Source organism: Moraxella sp. VT-16-12, from assembly GCF_002224245.2.
GTDB lineage: Bacteria > Pseudomonadota > Gammaproteobacteria > Pseudomonadales > Moraxellaceae > Moraxella.
In genome coordinates this window covers 12,523-31,557 of the sequence record NZ_NKHK02000002.1, presented here as the reverse complement: position 1 = coordinate 31,557, position 19,035 = coordinate 12,523, and the positions used below count along the sequence as shown (strand labels likewise).

The following is a 19,035-nucleotide window of genomic DNA, read 5'->3' as shown; positions in this document are numbered from 1 at the left end:
TTACCGCTTTTATGGGGCTGATTAGTATTTGTATTCATCTGCCTTAAATGGACCATCAACCGCCACGCCAATATAGTCGGCTTGTTCTTGGGTGAGTTTGGTGATGACACCATTAAAGCCTGCGACCATGGCAGCAGCAACTTCTTCGTCTAGCTTTTTGGGCAGCACTTTGACATAGACTTTGCTTGGCTTTTCAGCACTTGGCAGATTGGCAAAGGCTTCTTTGTAAAGATGGATTTGAGCCAGCACTTGGTTGGCAAATGAGCCATCCATAATGCGTGATGGGTGTCCTGTGGCGTTACCTAAGTTCACAAGGCGACCTTCGGACAAAACAATCAGATAATCTGTCTCGTCATCAGAGCGATACACTTGGTGGACTTGGGGTTTGACTTCTACCCAACGCCAAGTTTGACGCATAAACTGAGTGTCAATCTCAGTGTCAAAATGTCCGATATTGCACACCACGGCGGTGGATTTTAAGGCTTTTAACATTTCGGCATTGCACACATGATAGTTGCCTGTGGTGGTAACAATCAAATCGGTATCTTGGAGTAAGGCGGTGTTTACCCCTTGGCTTTGCTCGCCGTTTACAAAGGGGGAGACCAGCTCATAGCCGTCCATACACGCTTGCATGGCACAAATGGGGTCAATCTCGCTGACACGCACAATCATGCCTTCTTGGCGTAGGCTTTGAGCTGAGCCTTTGCCAACATCGCCATAACCGATGACCAAGGCACGCCGACCCGACAAGAGCATATCCGTACCACGCTTGATGGCGTCATTAAGACTGTGGCGACAGCCGTATTTGTTGTCGTTTTTGGATTTGGTAACGGCGTCATTGACATTGATGGCGGGGACTTTGAGTGTGCCTTTGCCTAGCATATCAAGCAAACGGTGAACGCCTGTGGTGGTTTCTTCACTGATGCCATGAATGTTATCTAGCATTTGTGGGTATTTATTATGAATGAGTGCGGTCAAATCGCCACCGTCATCTAAGATAAGGTTGGCATCCCAAAGTTTGCCGTCTTTGTGGATTTGCTGCTCTAAGCACCACTCATATTCTTCTTCGGTCTCGCCCTTCCAAGCAAAGACAGGAATGCCTGCCTGTGCAATCGCCGCTGCTGCATGGTCTTGGGTGGAGAAAATATTGCACGATGTCCAGCGAACTTCTGCCCCAAGTGCCACCAAAGTCTCAATGAGTACAGCCGTTTGAATGGTCATGTGGATACAGCCAACAATCTTTGCTCCCTTTAAAGGTTGCTCGCTGGCATAGCGTTTACGAATGCCCATCAAGGCAGGCATTTCGGTTTCGGCAAGTTTAATCTCTTTGCGACCAAAGTCAGCTAGGCTAATATCAGCGACTTTATAATCGGTAAAATTTGACACTGCGTTCATACAGTTTCCTTAAAATTAACCATTAAAATTTAAAAATAAATACAAAAACGCAGATGTCGTTGTTTTGCTCTTTTAACATATCAAGAACGCCAAGCCTGACCGATAAGCGGACGCAACATCTCTTGGTGGTTTGTTATTTTAGCACAAACAGCCATAAAACAAAAACAGTCCAAACCTATTGTCTGGACTAAGTATTTGACAATTACGTTTTTAGTAGCTAACGGTTATACCTATATTGGCTTGGCGACCACCACTCATATACCAAGAACCAAAATTATCTACCAATTTATGATCTGTTCCCCAGTAGTTTTTGATGTTGGTAAATAGTTTTACGTTTGAATTGACGTACCAATGAGCGTTTAGGTCAGCGGTATAATAACCACGCACATAGCTGGTATTGGCTCTATCTGCAAAGCTTTTACTATGGGCGGTCATGCTTGTACCAACGCCATAAACACCATTGTCGTAGCCCACCGATAGCGTGCCTGTGTGTTTTGGGCGGTAGGGCAGCTCTTTGTCTTGATTGGCACCTGATTTGTTTTTGGTTGCTACATAAGCATATTCGGCAGAAGCATAAAAATCATCTTTTGACCATGTTACACCCACTTCGCCACCTGTCAGTTGAGTCTTGTCAATGTTTTGATTTTGATTGATACGCTCCCAAGAATTGGCACTATCGCATTTATCAATACAGACACTTGAAATTAAGTTGGTGAGCTTGTTTTGAAAAGCGGAGACATATACTTTGGTGTCATCATCAATAAAGTAATCGGCACCGATTTCATAAGACAGCCCTTTTTCAGGTTTTAGCTCTGTGTTGCCACCCCATTTAGAATACAACTGGTCTAAATATGGTGCTTTAAATGATGAACCAATATTGGTATAAACACTGGCCTTTGGCGTGATATGGTAACGGATAGAGCCTTGACCAACGGTGTGATTGCCAAAACGGTCATTATCTTCTAGGCGCACTCCAAGCTGTGTATTAACCTTGTCTGATTGATATTGGTGTTGTAGGTAATAACCCAAACTGTCAATTTTGGTATGAGCGGCAAGGATATTTGTCTTGTACTGGTTCTTTGAGTAAGCGACACCTGCCAAGAGATTTTGGTTGGGAGTAAAATGCCAACGAGCAATTAGATTGGCATCGGTGTTTTTGTTGTTTGGTTGATAAGGGGTGTCAGTACCATCTACCCAAGTTTGCGTGTCTTTGGAGAGAGCGTATTGGGCGTTTACTGTCAGATTATTTTGGGGAGTTACTTCTAAATTCACCCCTGTGCTGTTATTTTTAAATTGACGCACTTTGTTGTTTTGCTGTGTGTTATAGTCCATGTAGATATTATTACCTTCATTTTGATGATAGAAAACATGGGCTTTGTGGAGGGTGCTGTCATAGCCAAGTTTTGCACCAAATCCTTTTTGGTCAAATCCTGCTTTTTGGGCTTTGTGTTGCGTGTTTAAAATGCGAGTACCATCGCTATCTAGGCGTTGTCCATTAATCTGAGCAAAAAAACCATTGTGTACAATATCAGCACCAGCACTATAATGGTTGGTGTCATTTTCACCAAAAACCGCTGTGGCAAAGGCATGGGTTTGGGTGGGTGTTTGACTGATCAGTTGAATGGTGCCGTTGATGGCGTCTGTGCCATATTGTACAGATGAAGCACCCTTGACAATCTCAATGCGATTGACGCCATTTAGGCTGATTTGTTCGGTGTAATTTGGGCTAAATCCGTTTTGGGTATTTAATCTTGCCCCATCTTTTAATAATAAGGTATGTGTTGGCAAACCGCCACGCAAATACAATTCGGTGCCTTGTCCAATGCCACCTGTTTGTTTAATATAAATACTGGCTTCTTTTTTTAAGACGTCAGAGAGATTTGCTGTGGGGTTTTGTGTGATTTCACGCTCACCAATTACGCTCACACGAGCAGGAGTCTGACTGATGGCTTGCGGGCTGCGACTGACGGTAATATTGATGGGGTCAAGCTCCACATGGGGGGTTTCAGCCACAGCAAGGGGGCTAAGCAGTAGGGCGATGGATGCAGATAAGGTGCGTTTTGGCATAAATTTCTCCAAAATTTTACAAAAATTTAAATTATACTGACAAACACGCAAAAAATCTTTAAAATCATCATGAAAGATTTTCACCGTAGATTTAGATTTTTTAATTCATCATAAATCGCTTGTCAGTGATTGCAAATCTTGGTAGCATAAAAATTTTGCTGATTTATCATCAGATGTTATTGTGTGATTGACGGCAATGTGATGGTTTGCTCGTCTGCGTAACGCATTGCTTAACTGGTGTTTATTTCAAGGCAACAAGGAGTAAAAGATGAATGCAGGGTATTTTTGGCTGGTTTTGGCGATTGTTTTTGATGTGTTTTCCACGTTTTTATCCGCCAAAGCCAATGGGTTGGAAAATAAGTTGGAACAAGGTGTTGCTTTGATTTTATATGTGCTGTCTTTTGCTTGTTGTGCCGTTGCCTTAAAATATATGCAAACAGGGATTTTGTATGTGTTGTGGTCAGGTCTTGGGGTGCTTGCAACTGCTGCGTTGAGCCGTGTGTATTTGGGGCAGGTGATTGATGTGGCAGGCTGGATTGGTATTGGACTGATTGTGATGGGGATTGTGGTGATTAGTCAGTTTTCTAGTATTGACCGCTAAATAGTATCAAAAAACCTACTTAATTAAGTAGGTTAATGGCGATAACAAACATTAAGGAGCATTAATTTCATCAACTTGCTTGACCCACGCACCCTCAGTCTTAACGCGACCATCTTTGATGATTTTGTTTTTTAGGGTGTGAGCTTCTGCTTCGGTTTTGGCAGAACCGACCAAAACACGCACGCCACGAGATGTTTGGCTAGTTTGCACCTTGTAGCCAGCTTGGCGATACTGCTTGGCAAGTTCAGTTGCTTTATCTTTGGGAACTAAGCCCACCTGTACACTATAATGCGTGGGGACTTTGTTGGACTTTTTGGTGTTGCTCTTTTCTTTGGCTTGGACTTTGGTGTCAGTTTTCTCTTTGTTGTCGCTCTTTTTGGCTTCATTGGCTTTGGCTATTTTTTGAGCTTCACTTTTTGAAGGGATTTTGACGTTTTTGCCCACGGTCAATGTGTCATTACGTCCAATGTTGTTGGCACTGGCGATGACTGATACGGGTATGCCATATTGATGTGATAGTTTAATGAGCGTGTCGCCTTGTTGAACAGTGTGTTGTCCTTTGGGGGCTTTGGTTTCGGCTTTTACAGGCTCTTTTTTGTCAGTTTTGACATCTTTTTTAGCCATTTCTTTGGTTTGGTTGTTGGCTTGTTCAGCTTTTTTGGCTTGCTCAGCTTTTCTATCGGCTTCTTTTTGAGCTTCGGCTTTTTTGGCTTCTTCTTGTGCTTTGATGATTTCAGGGCGAGTTTGTACAGTCAGCTTGGCAGGCGAGCTGTCATCTGTGGTTGCTTGGGGCTGTTTTTTGGCGTCTTGCTCTGCTTGGGCTTTTTGTAGGGCGTTGGCTTTGGCTCTTTCTTGTTCAGCAAGCAGAGCTTGGGTTTGACGTTCTTGTTCTAAGGTGCGAGCTTCACGCTCTTGGCGTTTTTGTTCCAACAAACGTCTTTCAGTTTCAATGTCGGTGGTCAAGGGTTGAACAGTAGGACGCACCACATCTTCTTGCTTGGCAACAACAGGTTTTTCATGACTGGTGATGGCTTGGGTGGTGTCATTATTTTTTTGTGTGAGAGCAAACAACGCCACACTCCCGCCAAGAAATAGCGTGCCACCAAGTACTAATTGTTTTGAAATCATGATAATAATTCTCAAAAATGGATAAAAGTGCCGTTCAATAAAATCAAACGGCAACAAGTCTAGGTATATCTTAGCATATTTTGAGAGTTTATGGTGTAAGTTTGTAATAAAATGTGTGTTTTAATGGTATATTTGGTAAGTTTTATTAGTTTTTGTAATTAGGTTCGTGGGTCCTTTGCCAGCCCAAGTGCCATCATGCTTTCACTGATGGTATAAAACGAACCAAAGCACAATATCACGTCATTTTCATCTGTCGCATTTAATACACCATCTGTCGCCAAAGCCAAAGTATCATAGCCAAATACCGTGCTGTTTGGCAGGTTGGTGGTGATTTTTTTGTGTAGCTGTGCCACATTCATTGCTCGTACATTGTCAATCTTGCCAATATGCCAAGCGTGAATGGGTAGCCCATAAGAGCGTATCAAAGACAGCACTTTGTCAATGTCTTTGTCAGCAAGCATACTAAACAAAAAATGCAGTTTGGCATGGGGATTTGTTTGGGCTAATGCCTGCCAATAAGGCATGAATGACGCCATCAAAAACTTAATGCCATGCTCATTATGACCCACATCAAACACCCACCGTTTGCCTGCTACTACTCTTTTGTCAAATCTGCCTGATAAGTGAACATCTGACAAACCTTGACAAATGTCATCGGTGCCGATGGTGAGTTTGCTGGCTAACAGTGCTGAGATGGCAATGCTGGCGTTATGGGTGGCAATGGCAGGTTTTGGCAGTGCTAGGGTTAGGGCGACATTTGAGTATAGCCAGTTGTCTGGGTTGTCCACATACTCAAAGTCCACGCCGTATTGATAGCATATTGCTTGTTTGTCATCAATCACCGCTTTAACGCTGTGTGGCATATCGGTTTCACCAAAAATCAGCGTGCTGTTTTGGCGTAAAATTCCCGCCTTTTCAAAGCCAATTTGCTCACGAGTGTCCCCCAGCCAATCGGTGTGGTCAATGCCAATGTTGGTAATCACACACATATCAGGGTCAATGATATTGACCACATCAAGCCGACCGCCCAAGCCCACTTCTAGCACCCAAACATCGCAGTTTGCGTGTTTAAAAATCCAAAACGCCGCCAAGGTCGTCATCTCAAAAAATGACAAACTCAAACCGCAGTTTAGGCGTGCCTGTTCGCAAGCATTAAATGCTTTGATGAGCGTTTGGTCATCAACATCTGTGCCGTTGATTTTGATGCGTTCATTAAAACTTATCAAATGGGGGGATTGGTATAGGGCGGTTTTGTAGCCTGCTGTCGTGCAGATTTGGCTGATAAGTGCGGTGGTGGAGCCTTTGCCGTTCGTGCCAGCGACCGTAAATACATAAGGCGTGTTTGGCAAATCTTGCTTTAAAATGCCAAGCTCATAAGCCACAGGCAATACCCGCTCCAAGCCCATATCAATGGCAGAGACATGGATATTTTGCATATAAACAAGCCAGTCAGAGACGGTTTGGGGGGTGGTCATACATTCTCCAAATGAAAAACACCCACAAAGCTAGAATGAGATTTATGGGCTGGGCTAACGGACATTGATGTCTTAATCAAAAACAATCTCTGCGATTTTGGCTTCAAGCGTGGCTTGGCGTTTGATGAATTGTGGTTGTTGCTTCATTTCTTGGTATTTTTGTGTGTAATCTTTCGTGATTAACAAAATTATATCTTTTGCCATAACACTTTGAACATCCACAACTTGTTGACCGATGGGTGTGCGATAAAAGTTATTAAGTGCGTCGATTTGTTCTTGGTTTAGATGTTTTTTGACGGCTTGTTTGATGATGGCAAGGCTTTGGGTTTTAAATGTTTCATCCGAGACAAATTCATCAGCCAACACCTTGGCTTCTTGCTCCAAGAGTGTCAACACTTGGGCTTTTTTATCATCATTTAAATCAGGTAGGTTCTGTTCCAATTTGGTGGTAGCGCTGGACATATATCCGCCAATAAAGCCTTCTTTGGTATCATTGATAAAATTTTTATCAAACTTCATCAGGCGAATATATTCTTCAACCGAACTGTCGCTAGGCGTGGCGTAAGTAGTCAAACTGCCCAAGCTAATCACACTAGCCACAGCCAGCATTTTGATGGTTTTGGTGATGTTCATCATCATTCCTTGTTTGGTTAAAATTTAAGACACATTAGGCAATTTACTCAGTTTGGCAAGCACACGATACACCGTATCTACAAGCTCGTGGCGATGTACCACCATATCTACCGCCCCTTTTTCAAGCAAAAATTCTGCCCGCTGAAACGGCTCGTCCAAGACTTCACGCACCGTTTGTTCAATCACACGTTTGCCTGCAAAGCCAATCATCGCTTTTGGCTCGCTAATATGAATGTCGCCAAGCATGGCAAGACTTGCTGTTACGCCCCCATAGACAGGGTTGGTTAGCACCACCACATAAGGCACGCCCGCCAGTCTAAGCCGCTCAATCGCTGCTCCTGTACGAGCCATTTGCATGAGTGATAACAGACCTTCTTGCATTCTGGCTCCACCTGATGCGGCAAAGCATACCAAGGGTTTGCGTGCTGCCAAGGCTTTTTCAGCCGCCAACACAAAACGGTCGCCCACCACCGAGCCCATGGAGCCGCCCATAAATTTAAAATCAAAGGCACAAGCAATCAGTTCAAGGTTTTTGATGTGTCCTTCCATCACCACCAAGGCTTCTGATTCGCCAGTGGCTTTTTGGGCTTGGAGCATACGCTCAGGATAAGGCTTGGAGTCGGTAAAATGCAATGGGTCGCCTGTTTGGTATTCTTGCCCTAGCTCAGCATGGATGTTGTCAAAAAACCACTCCAAGCGTTTGCGTGCTGACATGGTCAAATGATGGTCGCAGTCAGGGCAGACGTATTGATTAAAAATCAAACTGGTGTTGGTGGTCATAGAATGACACTCGGGGCATTCAGTGGACGGCTCGGTCTCCACCGCTGACGGTGCGTGTGGGCGGTTTTGTTTGATGGAAGGCACAGGGCGGTTTAACCATGTGTTTGTGGTTACTACTTGGCTTGGCTCGGTCATGGAGTTGTCCTAAAATTATTGCTCAATCAAATGATGGATAAATCTATATAGTTTACACTTGTAAAGTTTATTTGGCAAATGCTTTTTGGCTTTACCATTTGCCCTGCTTATTTGGCATACACAAAATGCTTGCCATCAAAACGATAACGTAACGTGCGTTTGGTAACTTCGCCATTTGGATACGCATCATTTTCTATGACCACAGGAATGCTAAATTCTTGGCGTTTGGGGTGGATGTGAATCAGCTCATCCATGTCATCAGGTATGGAAAAGGGGTTATAAGCAAAGCTGATTTGGTGGGTGAGACCTTGTTTGGTTTTGATGAGTTTGGCTGGTGTGATTTGATGGTTTTTTATACCAAACAGGCTGATGCTTTGACCGTGCAAAGACGTATAACCTGCCCCCCAATCAGTAATAAAATACACAGGTTGTTTGTTTAATCGCATTTGTTCAATGTTCAGTACTGCTCCGACATCTATGTTGGTGGCGTGCAGGTGTTTGCCGTCATGGTATTGTAGCACCGTATCAAAAGTTTTCATCGTGCCACCGCCATCGGTTGCCCAGCTGATACTCAGCAAGCGACCATCAGGGGATTTATGGATGTCAAATTCTTTTAAATTTGACCAGTGGCAATACAGGCTTTGTTTGTTGTTAAATGTGTTTAAAACCAGCGTTAATAAATTTTCGGCGTTGTCATCAAATTTATCAAAGACACCCACATCATCAAAATTGCGAAAATTTTGATAAGCGGTATTGATGTCGTGCTCAGCCTTTTGACAAAAACTTGTGGCATAAGCGGTGCTGGCAAATGCGGTGCTTAACAACAAACCACAAACAAGGTGTGTGTATTTCATGACCACTCCTTAGACATATTAAATATTGTCAGATGTTAATGCTGTCAATCGCTTGTCTTAACTCGTCCATTTTTGCCAAAATTTGGGTGATGGCGTGGTCAATCTTGGTGGTATCATCACCCACATCGGCAAAATGTTTGACCAGCTCACTACCCACAATCACCCCATCAGCAAAAGCTGCCACCGCTTTGGCACTTATTCCATCACGAATGCCAAAACCCACGCACACAGGCAGGTCGGTATCGGCTTTAATCGCCCCAACTTGCTTGCCCACATCATCAGTATCTAGGGCGTTTGAGCCTGTTACGCCTTTGACAGACACATAATAAATAAAGCCAGAGCCATGTTCTAGCACCGCTTTTCGGCGACTGGCTTGGGTGGTGGGTGCAAGCAAAAAGATTTGGTTGATGGCGTGGTCATGCAGTTTTTGGCGTAAGGCGTCATCGGTCTCGTGTGGGGGCAAATCCACGAGTAGCAAGCCATCTACGCCTGCGTTGTGGCACTTATCAATAAAGGCATCATAGCCAATAATCTCCACAGGGTTGAGATAGCCCATCAGTAGTACGGGGGTGGTGGTGTTGGTTTGGCGAAACTCTGCCACCATGTCAATGGCTTGGGTGGTGCTGGTGCCACCTGCCAAGGCTCGCTCACCAGCTAGGGCGATGGTTTGACCGTCTGCCATTGGGTCGCTAAATGGCAAACCAATCTCAATCACGTCCGCCCCATGAGCCACAAGACGGTGCATCAAATCCACGGTAACAGACGGATTTGGGTCGCCTGCCATGATGTAGGGGATTAGGGCTTTTTTGTGTTGGGCTTTTAGGGTGGCAAAGGTTTGGGAAATTTGGGTTTGTGTAGAATATTTCAAGTCTATCTCCATAAATAATGGATTATTTAAATTTATTAAAGGATATATAACCCTCTCCATTATTCAATGTATTAATTGTTAATGGTAAAAAGTCTTTAAAGTCATTACGATTGTCATTAGGTCTCCCAGTATTCTTTCTTAATTGAGTATTTGGTGAACCAATAATTCTTCGTACTTTTCCCAACTTGACATTATCATAATCGCTAGTATGGTAATTTTTCATTAAAGATTTAAGAAGATAACCCAAGACAAATAGTTCAGAGTTTTTTAACTGTTTTGAACAGTCTTTGGATTTAATTTTTTCAGATTTTAAATCAAAAAAATAAACATCAATATCCTCATTGTTACAAACCATTATTACAATATCACAGCTCTTATTTAAACCATCTTTACGCTGAGAATTTAAATACTGTGATAGTTGAGGAAATCTGTTTTTCCCCACACACAAATCTAATGTAAAAACGATTGAATTTTTTGGAATGTGGTCTATATTAAGTTTTTTAATTGAACTCCCATCTGAATTCTCTCTAAAAATCAATTTATTATATTTATTATTTTCGGTAACACAATTTAATATAATTTCTGGATTTAGTAAGCTTTGAAAGCTATTTAGAAATGAACAGATTTGCACCATATTTTAATCACCTAAAGAGTAGTAAATCTTATCATTTAAGATATTTGCATCATTAATGACTGTATCGAAAATTTTTGTATCTATACCATACTCATTAATGGCAAACTCGGTTATTTCATGATTTTCCACACCAACACCATAAGCTTTTACATCCGAGATATCCAAAAGCTCATCTTCGGATATTTTGTATTCACACATAATATCTCTTCTTGTTTCTGGTGATAAGTTTTTTAGCATAATTCGGTTATTAAGCTCTCTCACTAAGTAATCGCTATGAGTAGTAATTAAAATTTTAACGCCAGAATTTATTAGTTTTGCTAATAAAATAGCTATCTTTCTTTGGTTGTTTGGGTGTAAATTTAACTCTGGCTCATCAATAATTAAAAGACCACTCTTTTTGGCAATACAATTTATATATAAATCAATGAGAAACATAGATTTTATGGAAGATGAAGCAACATAAAATGGTATAGCCATTTTGTTTCTATTTTTTTTCTTTTTTGGGTAGTAAAAAACTTCTTTGTTGGAATGTTTAAAACTACCTCCAATAATATCTTGTAGGGTATTCAAAATTGAGTCATATCTTTCTTTATCTTCTCTAATAAAGCTTTTGTTTTTTTGAACATTCTCATAATCTCTAATGACCTGAATATTATCGTGTATTGGCTGAGCATATCGAGAGCGATATTTTGTTAAGAAATCAAAAGGGTCAAATTCTTTACCCTCCGTTAAAGTTTCAAGTATCAAATTCTTGCTTACATCCAGTTCTTTATAAAATAGAGATATCCCTGTTCTTTCAGATGTAATGACAAAGGGTGTGGGAAAATCATCATTTGATACTATCAATTTTGTTAAGAAATCATTCAAAATATTCTTTATAATATTATTGGGAAATTTCTGCTTAAATTCACCATTATGCTTTAATGTAATATTGATAGTATCACTATCTTCTTCTTTATAAAAAATAAACTCACTTTGAGATTTGCTTCCTATCACAGCTTTTACCTCAATTTTTTTGGGCATAATTTTTTCTAAATCTATATTTTCTATAGAAACACCAACCGAAGAATTCTCAAAGAACTCTTCATTAGTATTAAAATATCTATACAAATTTTTAGAAAAATCATACCCAGAATTTTCCAAAGATTGAGTTATGTTAATTTCATGCAAAGAGATATTTATAAAGCCATTTTCTTGTAGATTATCAATAATTTTATTATTAAAATCAAAAGAAATATTTTCTTTTATGCTTTTTAAAAGTCCATAAATTGCGTAATTTAGGTAAGTTTTGCCCACATTATTTTCGCCAAATAAGATGGTTAAATTTCCTAATTCAATACAGCCACTATCAACATAGCCAATGTTCTTAAATGAAAATTTCATACGCAACCCTCTCTTAAATCTCAATCCCATCAACTTTCATTACCGTATGCAAATCTTTATCGCCACGCCCTGACAGATTGATGATGATGGATTTGTCTTTACCGAGTGTTTTGGCAAGTTTAAGACCGTAGGCGACAGCGTGCGAGCTTTCTAAGGCGGGAATGATGCCTTCTACGCGAGTGAGCGTGCGAAAAGCGTCCAAGGCTTCATCATCATTGATGACCACATAATCCACACGCCCCATATCCTTTAAAAAGCTGTGCTCAGGACCTACGCCAGGATAATCAAGCCCTGCTGATATGCTGTGTGTTTCTAGGATTTGACCGTTATCATCTGCCATCAGATAGGTGCGATTGCCATGCAGTACGCCCACACGACCTGCATTTAGGGGTGCAGAGTGTTTGCCTGTGCCCATGCCATATCCGCCAGCTTCCACGCCATACATGGCAACATCCGTATCATTTAAAAACTCATAAAACAGCCCAATGGCATTTGAGCCACCACCCACACAAGCCACCAGTGCGTCAGGCAATCGCCCTTCGTTTTCTAAGTGCTGCATTTTGGCTTCACGTCCAATAATGGCCTGAAAATCTCGCACTAGCTGTGGATAAGGATGGGGTCCTGCCGCCGTACCAATCACATAATAGGTACTGTCCACATGAGTTACCCAGTCTCTCATGGCTTCGTTCATGGCGTCTTTTAGGGTGCGTGAACCTGATGTAACAGGCACAACGGTTGCCCCCAAAAGTTTCATACGATAGACATTCATTTTTTGGCGTTCCACATCGTCTGCCCCCATATAGACCACGCATTCAAGCCCTAAACGTGCGGCGATGGTTGCTGTTGCCACACCGTGCTGACCTGCTCCGGTCTCGGCAATGATGCGCTTTTTACCGACCATTTTGGCAAGTAGTGCCTGACCGATGGTGTTATTGACTTTGTGAGCCCCTGTGTGGTTTAAATCTTCTCGTTTAAGATAGATTTTAGCTCCGCCTGTCTCTTCACTTAGGCGTTTGGCAAAATATAAAGGGGTGGGGCGACCAACATAATTGACCAAATCTTGATGGTATTCTGCCCAAAAGTCAGGATTGGATTTGACCAATGTATAAATGCGTTCTAACTCTTCAAGGGCTGCCATCAAAGTTTCAGAGACAAAGCGTCCACCATGTATGCCAAAATGTCCTGTTTGGTTGGGGAATTGGGTGTAGCTTATTGGTTTGGCTAGATTACAAACATTCATCATTTATTCCTATAATAATTGATTGGGGATATTTAATTTATTGGAAATTTTGCTAGAATTTTTATCAAAGGTCAATAACAAAGCATTATCAAGATGGCAAGCAAAATCAGCAATGACACCATCAGCAAAATCACCACCATTTTTTAAAAATGACATACCCCTATCAAAGCTCTGTTGCTCTGTGATGACATGATTTGATGATGTTAAGCCAAGCAATGTATCAATAATGATGGCTCTTGGTGTTTTCAACCTATGTTTCATAAACCAAACCACTTCGCATAAAGTATGAATAGATAAATAAAGCCGATGACTTTTGGATGTAAAATATGGTTCAACAATGGTATATTGACACTCATCATCTTTTAATAAATAGCGTAATAAAACATTGGTATCAACAACATAAGTTATCATTTTTTATAAGCTCTATCAACAATTCCCTGAGTGATCGCTTCTTCAATATCTCTGTCGCTTATTGGCTTATCTATATATTTAGCCAAAAAACCACCCATTTGTGAAATATCCACTTTCTGACTTTTATCACATAGTTCATCAACGGATATCTCTTGCTTGGTGATAATTTTTAAATCATTTTTAGAAAAATTATTTAAATAATCCAATAAACTTTGAGTAATGTTTGAATTGACTTGTAAAGTTATCTGAGTAACGTGCATAACACCCTCTTTTTTCTTAGCCCTTATGTACTGTCAGCCCTGCAAAAGTTTGGGCGGTTGGCATGACTTCTAGGCGGTTGATGTTGATGTGTTTTGGCTGACTGATAAGCCATGATACCATATTGGCAATGTCTTGTGGGGTGATGTAGTCCACATTTTCATAGACTTTTTTGGCTCGCTCATCATCGCCATGAAAACGCACATTGCTAAACTCAGTACCGCCACACAGCCCCGGCTCTATGTTGGTTACTCGCACATTTTTGCCAACCAAATCTGCTCGTAGATTTAAGCTAAATTGCGTTACAAATGCCTTGGTCGCTCCATAGACATTGCCCCCAAAATAAGGATAATTACCAGCGATTGATGAAATGTTGATAACAAAACCATCATTTTTGGCAACCATCACAGGCAGTATTTCACGGGTGATATTAACCAGCCCCAAAGTATTGGTATTTATCATGGTTTGCCAATCTGTGATGTCTGCCTTGTCAGCACTATCTAGCCCCAAAGCCAGCCCTGCATTATTGATAAGCACATCAAGATTGTTTAATAAATCAGCAGGCAGGCTTTGTAGAGCAGTCTTGGTGGCGGAGATATCAGAAATGTCAAAACATAAGGGGATAAAATTATCACCCAGCTTTGTTTTTAATTCATCTAGTTTGTGCTGACGGCGACCTGTGCCAATGATGGTATGCCCTTGCTCTACCAAATCAGTAGCAATCGCTTTGCCAAAACCTGCACTAACGCCTGTGATTAAGATGTTCATGATGTTACCTTTATGTTTTGAATGAATGTTTGCATTTTTGTAGGGTCTTTTTTGCCTTTACTGCTTTCAATTCCGCCACTGACATCAAGTCCATATAGGCGACTGGCAAGTGTATTTTGAGCAATGCTTGAGACATTATCGGGTGTCAGTCCCCCTGCTAGGATAATGGGTAAAGGTGAATTGTCAGGAATTTTTGACCAATCAAAACTTTGTCCTGTGCCACCAAATTTATCAGGATGATAAGCATCCAAAAGTACGCCACTTGCCCCATGTGTCTTTAACTCATTGATTTGATTAAGCAAGCTGTCTGTTGTGTCGCTAGGTTGCACTCGGATTGCCTTGTACCAACGTTTTTTAGCAAGGCTCGCTAGACGCTGACAATCGGCAGGGCTTTCATCACCATGAAACTGCACCACATCAAATGGCACGCTGCCTACAAGTGCCATAAACTCATCATCGCTCATATTGACCACCAAAGCCACCACACTAATAAAAGGGGGTAAACCTGCCACCAAAGCGTTGGCGGTGTCAAAATCCACATATCTAGGACTTGGCGGATAAAATACCAAACCCACCGCATCCACGCCAAGCTGCACCGCACAGCGTAAATCGTCAGCATTGGTAAGTCCACAGAATTTGATGGCAAGTGTTGTCATAAAAATATGTTTGCTCAGAGAAAATGACCTTAACTTAGCATTATTTACCAAAATTGTCTATATTTTTAAAGGGTTTTGTCTATTTATCATTTTTACTGATTAAATATTAAATTTAAATTATAATTATCCATAAATCTAGTGTGGAAAAAGACTTGTTTTTTTAGTAAAACCTGATATTATTGTCATTGCTTATGAGTTGATGAGTTTTTTTGATAAAAAGACTGATAAGTAACAATCTCCTTATTTTGTTGGTTTTATGTATAGGAAATCTGCCATGACCATTCAATCCGCCATCGCCAAAGTTGAGCAAAATTACGCCCATCAGCCAGAATTTATCCAAGCTGTCAAAGAAGTCGCCAGCACCATTGAAAAGGTGTATGCTGATAATCCAAAATTTGCAGAGTACAAAGTGTTTGAACGCCTTTGCGAGCCTGACCGTGTGATTAATTTTCGTGTAAACTGGGAAGACGATAAGGGCGAGATTCAGGTAAATCGTGGTTGGCGTGTCCAGTTTAGCAATGCCATTGGTCCATACAAAGGTGGTTTGCGTTTTCACCCAACCGTTAATGAAGGCGTGCTCAAGTTTTTGGGCTTTGAGCAGATTTTTAAAAACGCTTTGACAGGTCTGCCCATGGGTGGCGGTAAAGGGGGTAGTGATTTTGACCCCAAAGGTAAATCCGAAGCAGAGATTCGCCGTTTTTGCTATGCCTTTATGCGTGAGTTGCACAAAAACATCGGCAAAGACATGGACGTGCCAGCAGGCGACATTGGTGTGGGTGGTCGTGAAGTGAACTATATGTTTGCGATGTACAAAAACCTAACCCGTGAATTTGAAGGCGTATTGACAGGTAAAGGCGTGGGTCATGGTGGTTCGCTCATTCGCACCGAAGCGACAGGTTATGGCTTGGTGTATTTCTTGGATAATATGCTTAAAGTTAATAATGAAACTTTGGTGGGTAAAACTGTCTTGGTATCTGGTGCAGGTAACGTGGCACAGTACGCTGCTGAAAAAGCCTTGCACCTAGGTGGCAAAGTCATCACCTTTTCTGACTCAAAAGGCACACTTGTAGACAAAGATGGCTTTACCCAAGAAAAAATCAACTGGATTAAAAACCATAAAGCCAATAATCAATCTTTGGCTGATTATGTGGCACAGTTTGGTGGCGAGTGGTTGGCAGGACAACGCCCTTGGCAGTTTGATGCTGATGTGGCATTGCCTTGTGCCACCCAAAACGAAGTGAGCGAAGAAGACGCAAAAGCCCTAGTAAAACATGGTGTTAAATATGTTGCTGAAGGGGCAAATATGCCATTGACTGCCGAAGCGATTGATGTGGTGCGTGAGCATGGCATCGCTTATGCTCCGGGTAAAGCTGCCAATGCAGGCGGTGTGGCGGTGTCAGGCTTGGAGATGAGCCAAAACTCAGTTCGCCGCTATAAGAGCTTTGAAGAGCTAGACGGTCAGCTACAAACCATCATGAAAAATATCCATGACAACTCAAAAGTTGCTGGCGAAAAATACGGCACAACCAAAGGTGTGGTGGATTATATGACAGGGGCAAACGTCGCAGGCTTTGTGCAAGTTGCTAATGCACTTGTGGCATACGGCTATCTATAAGTCATCATTTAAAATCCGTCCTTTGGGGCGGATTTTTTTATTGACGGATTGTTATGCGATATAGTACTTGGCTATTTTAAAAAAATGTGGTATAATTATCATTCTGTCATTTAGATTTTGACAGATTTCTTATCACTTTAAACGACACACACATCATTATAGGATTTTAGGGTGTTCATTGGCGGGATAATTTATTCTGTGAATAAATGCAAGCTGTGAATTTAAAATCTTGATGGTGTGGAAGTTTTAACCCAAACCATTTTAAGGACTTTTTATGTCAAATCCTACCCAAATCTCCATGCGTGATTTGCTAGAAGCTGGTGCTCACTTTGGACACCAAACCCGTTTTTGGAACCCAAAAATGAACCAATACATTTTTGGTGCAAGAAATGGCATTCATATCATTAACTTGGAACACACAGTTGCTCAATTTAATGACGCACTTAACTTTGCAAACAAAGAAGCTGCTAACCGCAACAAAATTTTGTTTGTTGGCACAAAGCGTGCGGCAAGTGCGGTTATCCGTGAGCAGGCACAACGTGCTGGCATGCCTTATATTGACCATCGCTGGCTTGGCGGTACTTTGACCAACTGGAAGACCATTCGTCAATCCATCACTCGCCTAAAAGAGCTAGAAAAACAAGCCGAAGATGGCACATTTGCCAAACTGACCAAGCGTGAAGCTCTTGAACGTACTCGTGATATGGAGAAGTTGGAGCGTGCTTTGGGCGGCATTAAAGACATGAATGGTCTGCCTGATGCACTGTTTGTGATTGATGTTGGTCATGAAGCCATTGCCATCAAAGAAGCCAAAAACCTTGGCATTCCTGTCATCGGTGTTGTGGATACCAACTCAAATCCTGATGACGTGGATTATGTGATTGCTGCTAACGATGACGCCATTCGTGCGGTCAGCTTGTATGCAGCTGCAATGGCGGATGCCATCATTGCTGGCAAAGAATATGCTAAAACCCAAGGCAAAGGTGGCGAACAAGTCGCTGATAACGCCGAACAAGCTGAATAATTTTTAATCAGCATATAAAAAGGCGTGAATGTCTGTACAAACGTTCATGCCTTTTTTGATAAAAATCTTGTCATTATGATGATTTAACACGATATTTTTTATTTAAAAGGTGGATTACCATGACTCAAATTTCTGCATCATTGGTTAAAGAGTTGCGTGAGCGTACTGGTCTTGGCATGATGGAGTGCAAAAAGGCACTAGAAGAAGCAGGTGGCGACATTGAGCTTGCGATTGACAACTTGCGTAAATCAGGTCAAGCCAAAGCTGCCAAAAAAGCAGGCAACATTGCTGCTGATGGTGCGATTGTCATTGCCCAAGGTGAAGGCAAAGCATTACTACTAGAAGTAAACTGCCAAACTGACTTTGTGGCAAAAGATGAAAACTTTACTGCTTTTGCTAATAAAGTCGCTAACCTTGCCCTAGCAAACAACACCACCGATGTGGCTGCCATTTCTGCTCTTGAATATGAAAATGGCGTGAATGTAGAAGAAGCCCGTGTTGCTTTGGTACAAAAAATCGGTGAAAACATTCAAATTCGCCGTGGTGAAGTGATTGAAGGGGCAAACCTTGCATCATATCGTCATGGCTTGCGTATTGGTGTGGTGGTGTCTTATGAAGGCGGTTCTGATGAGCTTGGTAAAGCAATCGCCATGCAAGTAGCTGCCTTTAACCCAATCGCTGTGAATGCCGAAGGCGTGCCTGCTGACATTTTGGCTCGTGAAAAAGACATCATTGAAGCCAAAGCCAAAGAATCAGGCAAGCCAGAAGCGGTGGTTGAAAAAATGATTACTGGCGGTTTGCAAAAATACCTAAATGAAGTAACGCTGGTAAATCAAGCCTACGTCATGGATAATGACAAAAAAGTAGGTGATGTGCTAAAAGCCGAAAATGCAACGGTCATCAGCTTTAAGCGTCTAGAAGTGGGCGAAGGCATTGAGAAAAAACAAGAAGACTTTGCTGCCGAAGTCGCTGCTGCCCAAGCTGCTGCCAAAGCCTAATGATGACATCAAGTTTTGACTTGAAAAAACGCACTGGTTTTTGGTGCGTTTTTTTATTGTAAAAGTTTCATAAATATTGAGTAAAATTTATAAAAACAAGGTAAAATAAACC

The 19,035-nt window shown here is 41.6% G+C and carries 19 protein-coding genes; 4 read left to right on the top strand and 15 right to left on the bottom strand.

All coding sequences use genetic code 11. The features are described 5' to 3' along the window. Positions 1 to 21: 21 nt before the first annotated feature. Together ahcY and CEW93_RS01940 are read right to left on the bottom strand one after the other, a co-directional pair. On the bottom strand, positions 22 to 1,395 hold the full coding sequence (gene ahcY / locus CEW93_RS01945; RefSeq protein ID WP_089538661.1) for an adenosylhomocysteinase: 1,374 nt from the start codon (positions 1,393 to 1,395) through the stop codon (positions 22 to 24). A gap of 210 nt (positions 1,396 to 1,605) precedes the next feature. Continuing rightward, a complete protein-coding gene (locus CEW93_RS01940) occupies positions 1,606 to 3,462 on the bottom strand; it encodes a TonB-dependent siderophore receptor (protein ID WP_089538662.1) in 1,857 nt (618 codons plus the stop codon). Between the two features lie 268 nt (positions 3,463 to 3,730). Here CEW93_RS01940 and CEW93_RS01935 point away from each other — a divergent pair, with 268 nt between their 5' ends. Next, positions 3,731 to 4,063, top strand: coding sequence for a multidrug efflux SMR transporter (locus tag CEW93_RS01935; RefSeq protein ID WP_089538663.1), 333 nt, complete (start codon positions 3,731 to 3,733; stop codon positions 4,061 to 4,063). A 51-nt stretch (positions 4,064 to 4,114) separates the two neighbouring features. On the opposite strand, the gene CEW93_RS01930 is transcribed toward CEW93_RS01935, so the two are convergent. The 13 genes from CEW93_RS01930 to CEW93_RS01870 form a co-directional block, all read right to left on the bottom strand. Then, entirely contained in the window at positions 4,115 to 5,191 is a 1,077-nt protein-coding gene (locus CEW93_RS01930) for an SPOR domain-containing protein (RefSeq protein WP_089538665.1), read from the bottom strand. 158 nt (positions 5,192 to 5,349) lie between these two features. Continuing rightward, positions 5,350 to 6,666: a folylpolyglutamate synthase/dihydrofolate synthase family protein gene (locus CEW93_RS01925; RefSeq protein WP_186727873.1), complete on the bottom strand. Its 1,317-nt coding sequence runs from the start codon at positions 6,664 to 6,666 to the stop codon at positions 5,350 to 5,352. Positions 6,667 to 6,738: 72 nt separating this feature from the next. Next, on the bottom strand, positions 6,739 to 7,299 hold the full coding sequence (locus CEW93_RS01920; RefSeq protein ID WP_186727872.1) for a DUF2059 domain-containing protein: 561 nt from the start codon (positions 7,297 to 7,299) through the stop codon (positions 6,739 to 6,741). Between the two features lie 24 nt (positions 7,300 to 7,323). Next, the gene (gene accD / locus CEW93_RS01915; RefSeq protein ID WP_089538669.1) at positions 7,324 to 8,214 is read right to left on the bottom strand and encodes an acetyl-CoA carboxylase, carboxyltransferase subunit beta; all 891 of its coding nucleotides are present in this window, start codon (positions 8,212 to 8,214) and stop codon (positions 7,324 to 7,326) included. Positions 8,215 to 8,321: 107 nt separating this feature from the next. After that, entirely contained in the window at positions 8,322 to 9,068 is a 747-nt protein-coding gene (locus CEW93_RS01910; RefSeq protein ID WP_089538671.1) for a hypothetical protein, read from the bottom strand. 28 nt (positions 9,069 to 9,096) lie between these two features. Further along, on the bottom strand, positions 9,097 to 9,936 hold the full coding sequence (gene trpA, locus CEW93_RS01905) for a tryptophan synthase subunit alpha (RefSeq protein WP_255503908.1): 840 nt from the start codon (positions 9,934 to 9,936) through the stop codon (positions 9,097 to 9,099). Between the two features lie 22 nt (positions 9,937 to 9,958). After that, on the bottom strand, positions 9,959 to 10,570 hold the full coding sequence (locus CEW93_RS01900) for a hypothetical protein (protein ID WP_089538674.1): 612 nt from the start codon (positions 10,568 to 10,570) through the stop codon (positions 9,959 to 9,961). A gap of 3 nt (positions 10,571 to 10,573) precedes the next feature. Continuing rightward, positions 10,574 to 11,953: an ATP-binding protein gene (locus CEW93_RS01895; protein WP_186727871.1), complete on the bottom strand. Its 1,380-nt coding sequence runs from the start codon at positions 11,951 to 11,953 to the stop codon at positions 10,574 to 10,576. A gap of 13 nt (positions 11,954 to 11,966) precedes the next feature. After that, on the bottom strand, positions 11,967 to 13,193 hold the full coding sequence (gene trpB / locus CEW93_RS01890) for a tryptophan synthase subunit beta (protein ID WP_089538678.1): 1,227 nt from the start codon (positions 13,191 to 13,193) through the stop codon (positions 11,967 to 11,969). Positions 13,194 to 13,202: 9 nt separating this feature from the next. Then, positions 13,203 to 13,604, bottom strand: coding sequence for a PIN domain-containing protein (locus CEW93_RS01885; RefSeq protein WP_089538679.1), 402 nt, complete (start codon positions 13,602 to 13,604; stop codon positions 13,203 to 13,205). Next, entirely contained in the window at positions 13,601 to 13,864 is a 264-nt protein-coding gene (locus tag CEW93_RS01880; protein ID WP_089538682.1) for a hypothetical protein, read from the bottom strand. Before CEW93_RS01880 ends, CEW93_RS01885 begins: the two co-directional genes overlap by 4 nt. A 16-nt stretch (positions 13,865 to 13,880) precedes the next feature. Beyond that, complete coding sequence (locus CEW93_RS01875; RefSeq protein WP_089538684.1) at positions 13,881 to 14,630, bottom strand: SDR family NAD(P)-dependent oxidoreductase; 750 nt, start codon at positions 14,628 to 14,630, stop codon at positions 13,881 to 13,883. Beyond that, positions 14,627 to 15,286, bottom strand: a complete 660-nt coding sequence (locus CEW93_RS01870; RefSeq protein WP_089538686.1) for a phosphoribosylanthranilate isomerase — start codon at positions 15,284 to 15,286, stop codon at positions 14,627 to 14,629. The genes CEW93_RS01875 and CEW93_RS01870 overlap by 4 nt, the downstream gene beginning before the upstream one ends. Positions 15,287 to 15,560: 274 nt before the next feature. On the opposite strand from CEW93_RS01870, the gene gdhA reads away from it, so the two are divergent. The 3 genes from gdhA to tsf all read left to right on the top strand — a co-directional run bounded on the left by gdhA (position 15,561) and on the right by tsf (position 18,923). Continuing rightward, on the top strand, positions 15,561 to 16,901 hold the full coding sequence (gene gdhA, locus CEW93_RS01865) for an NADP-specific glutamate dehydrogenase (RefSeq protein WP_089538688.1): 1,341 nt from the start codon (positions 15,561 to 15,563) through the stop codon (positions 16,899 to 16,901). 274 nt (positions 16,902 to 17,175) lie between these two features. Beyond that, positions 17,176 to 17,925, top strand: coding sequence for a 30S ribosomal protein S2 (gene rpsB, locus CEW93_RS01860; protein WP_089538690.1), 750 nt, complete (start codon positions 17,176 to 17,178; stop codon positions 17,923 to 17,925). 119 nt (positions 17,926 to 18,044) lie between these two features. Next, positions 18,045 to 18,923 carry a translation elongation factor Ts gene (tsf, locus tag CEW93_RS01855; protein ID WP_089538691.1) on the top strand — a complete coding sequence of 293 codons (879 nt, stop codon included), beginning with the start codon at positions 18,045 to 18,047 and terminating at the stop codon, positions 18,921 to 18,923. Positions 18,924 to 19,035 lie beyond the last annotated feature (112 nt).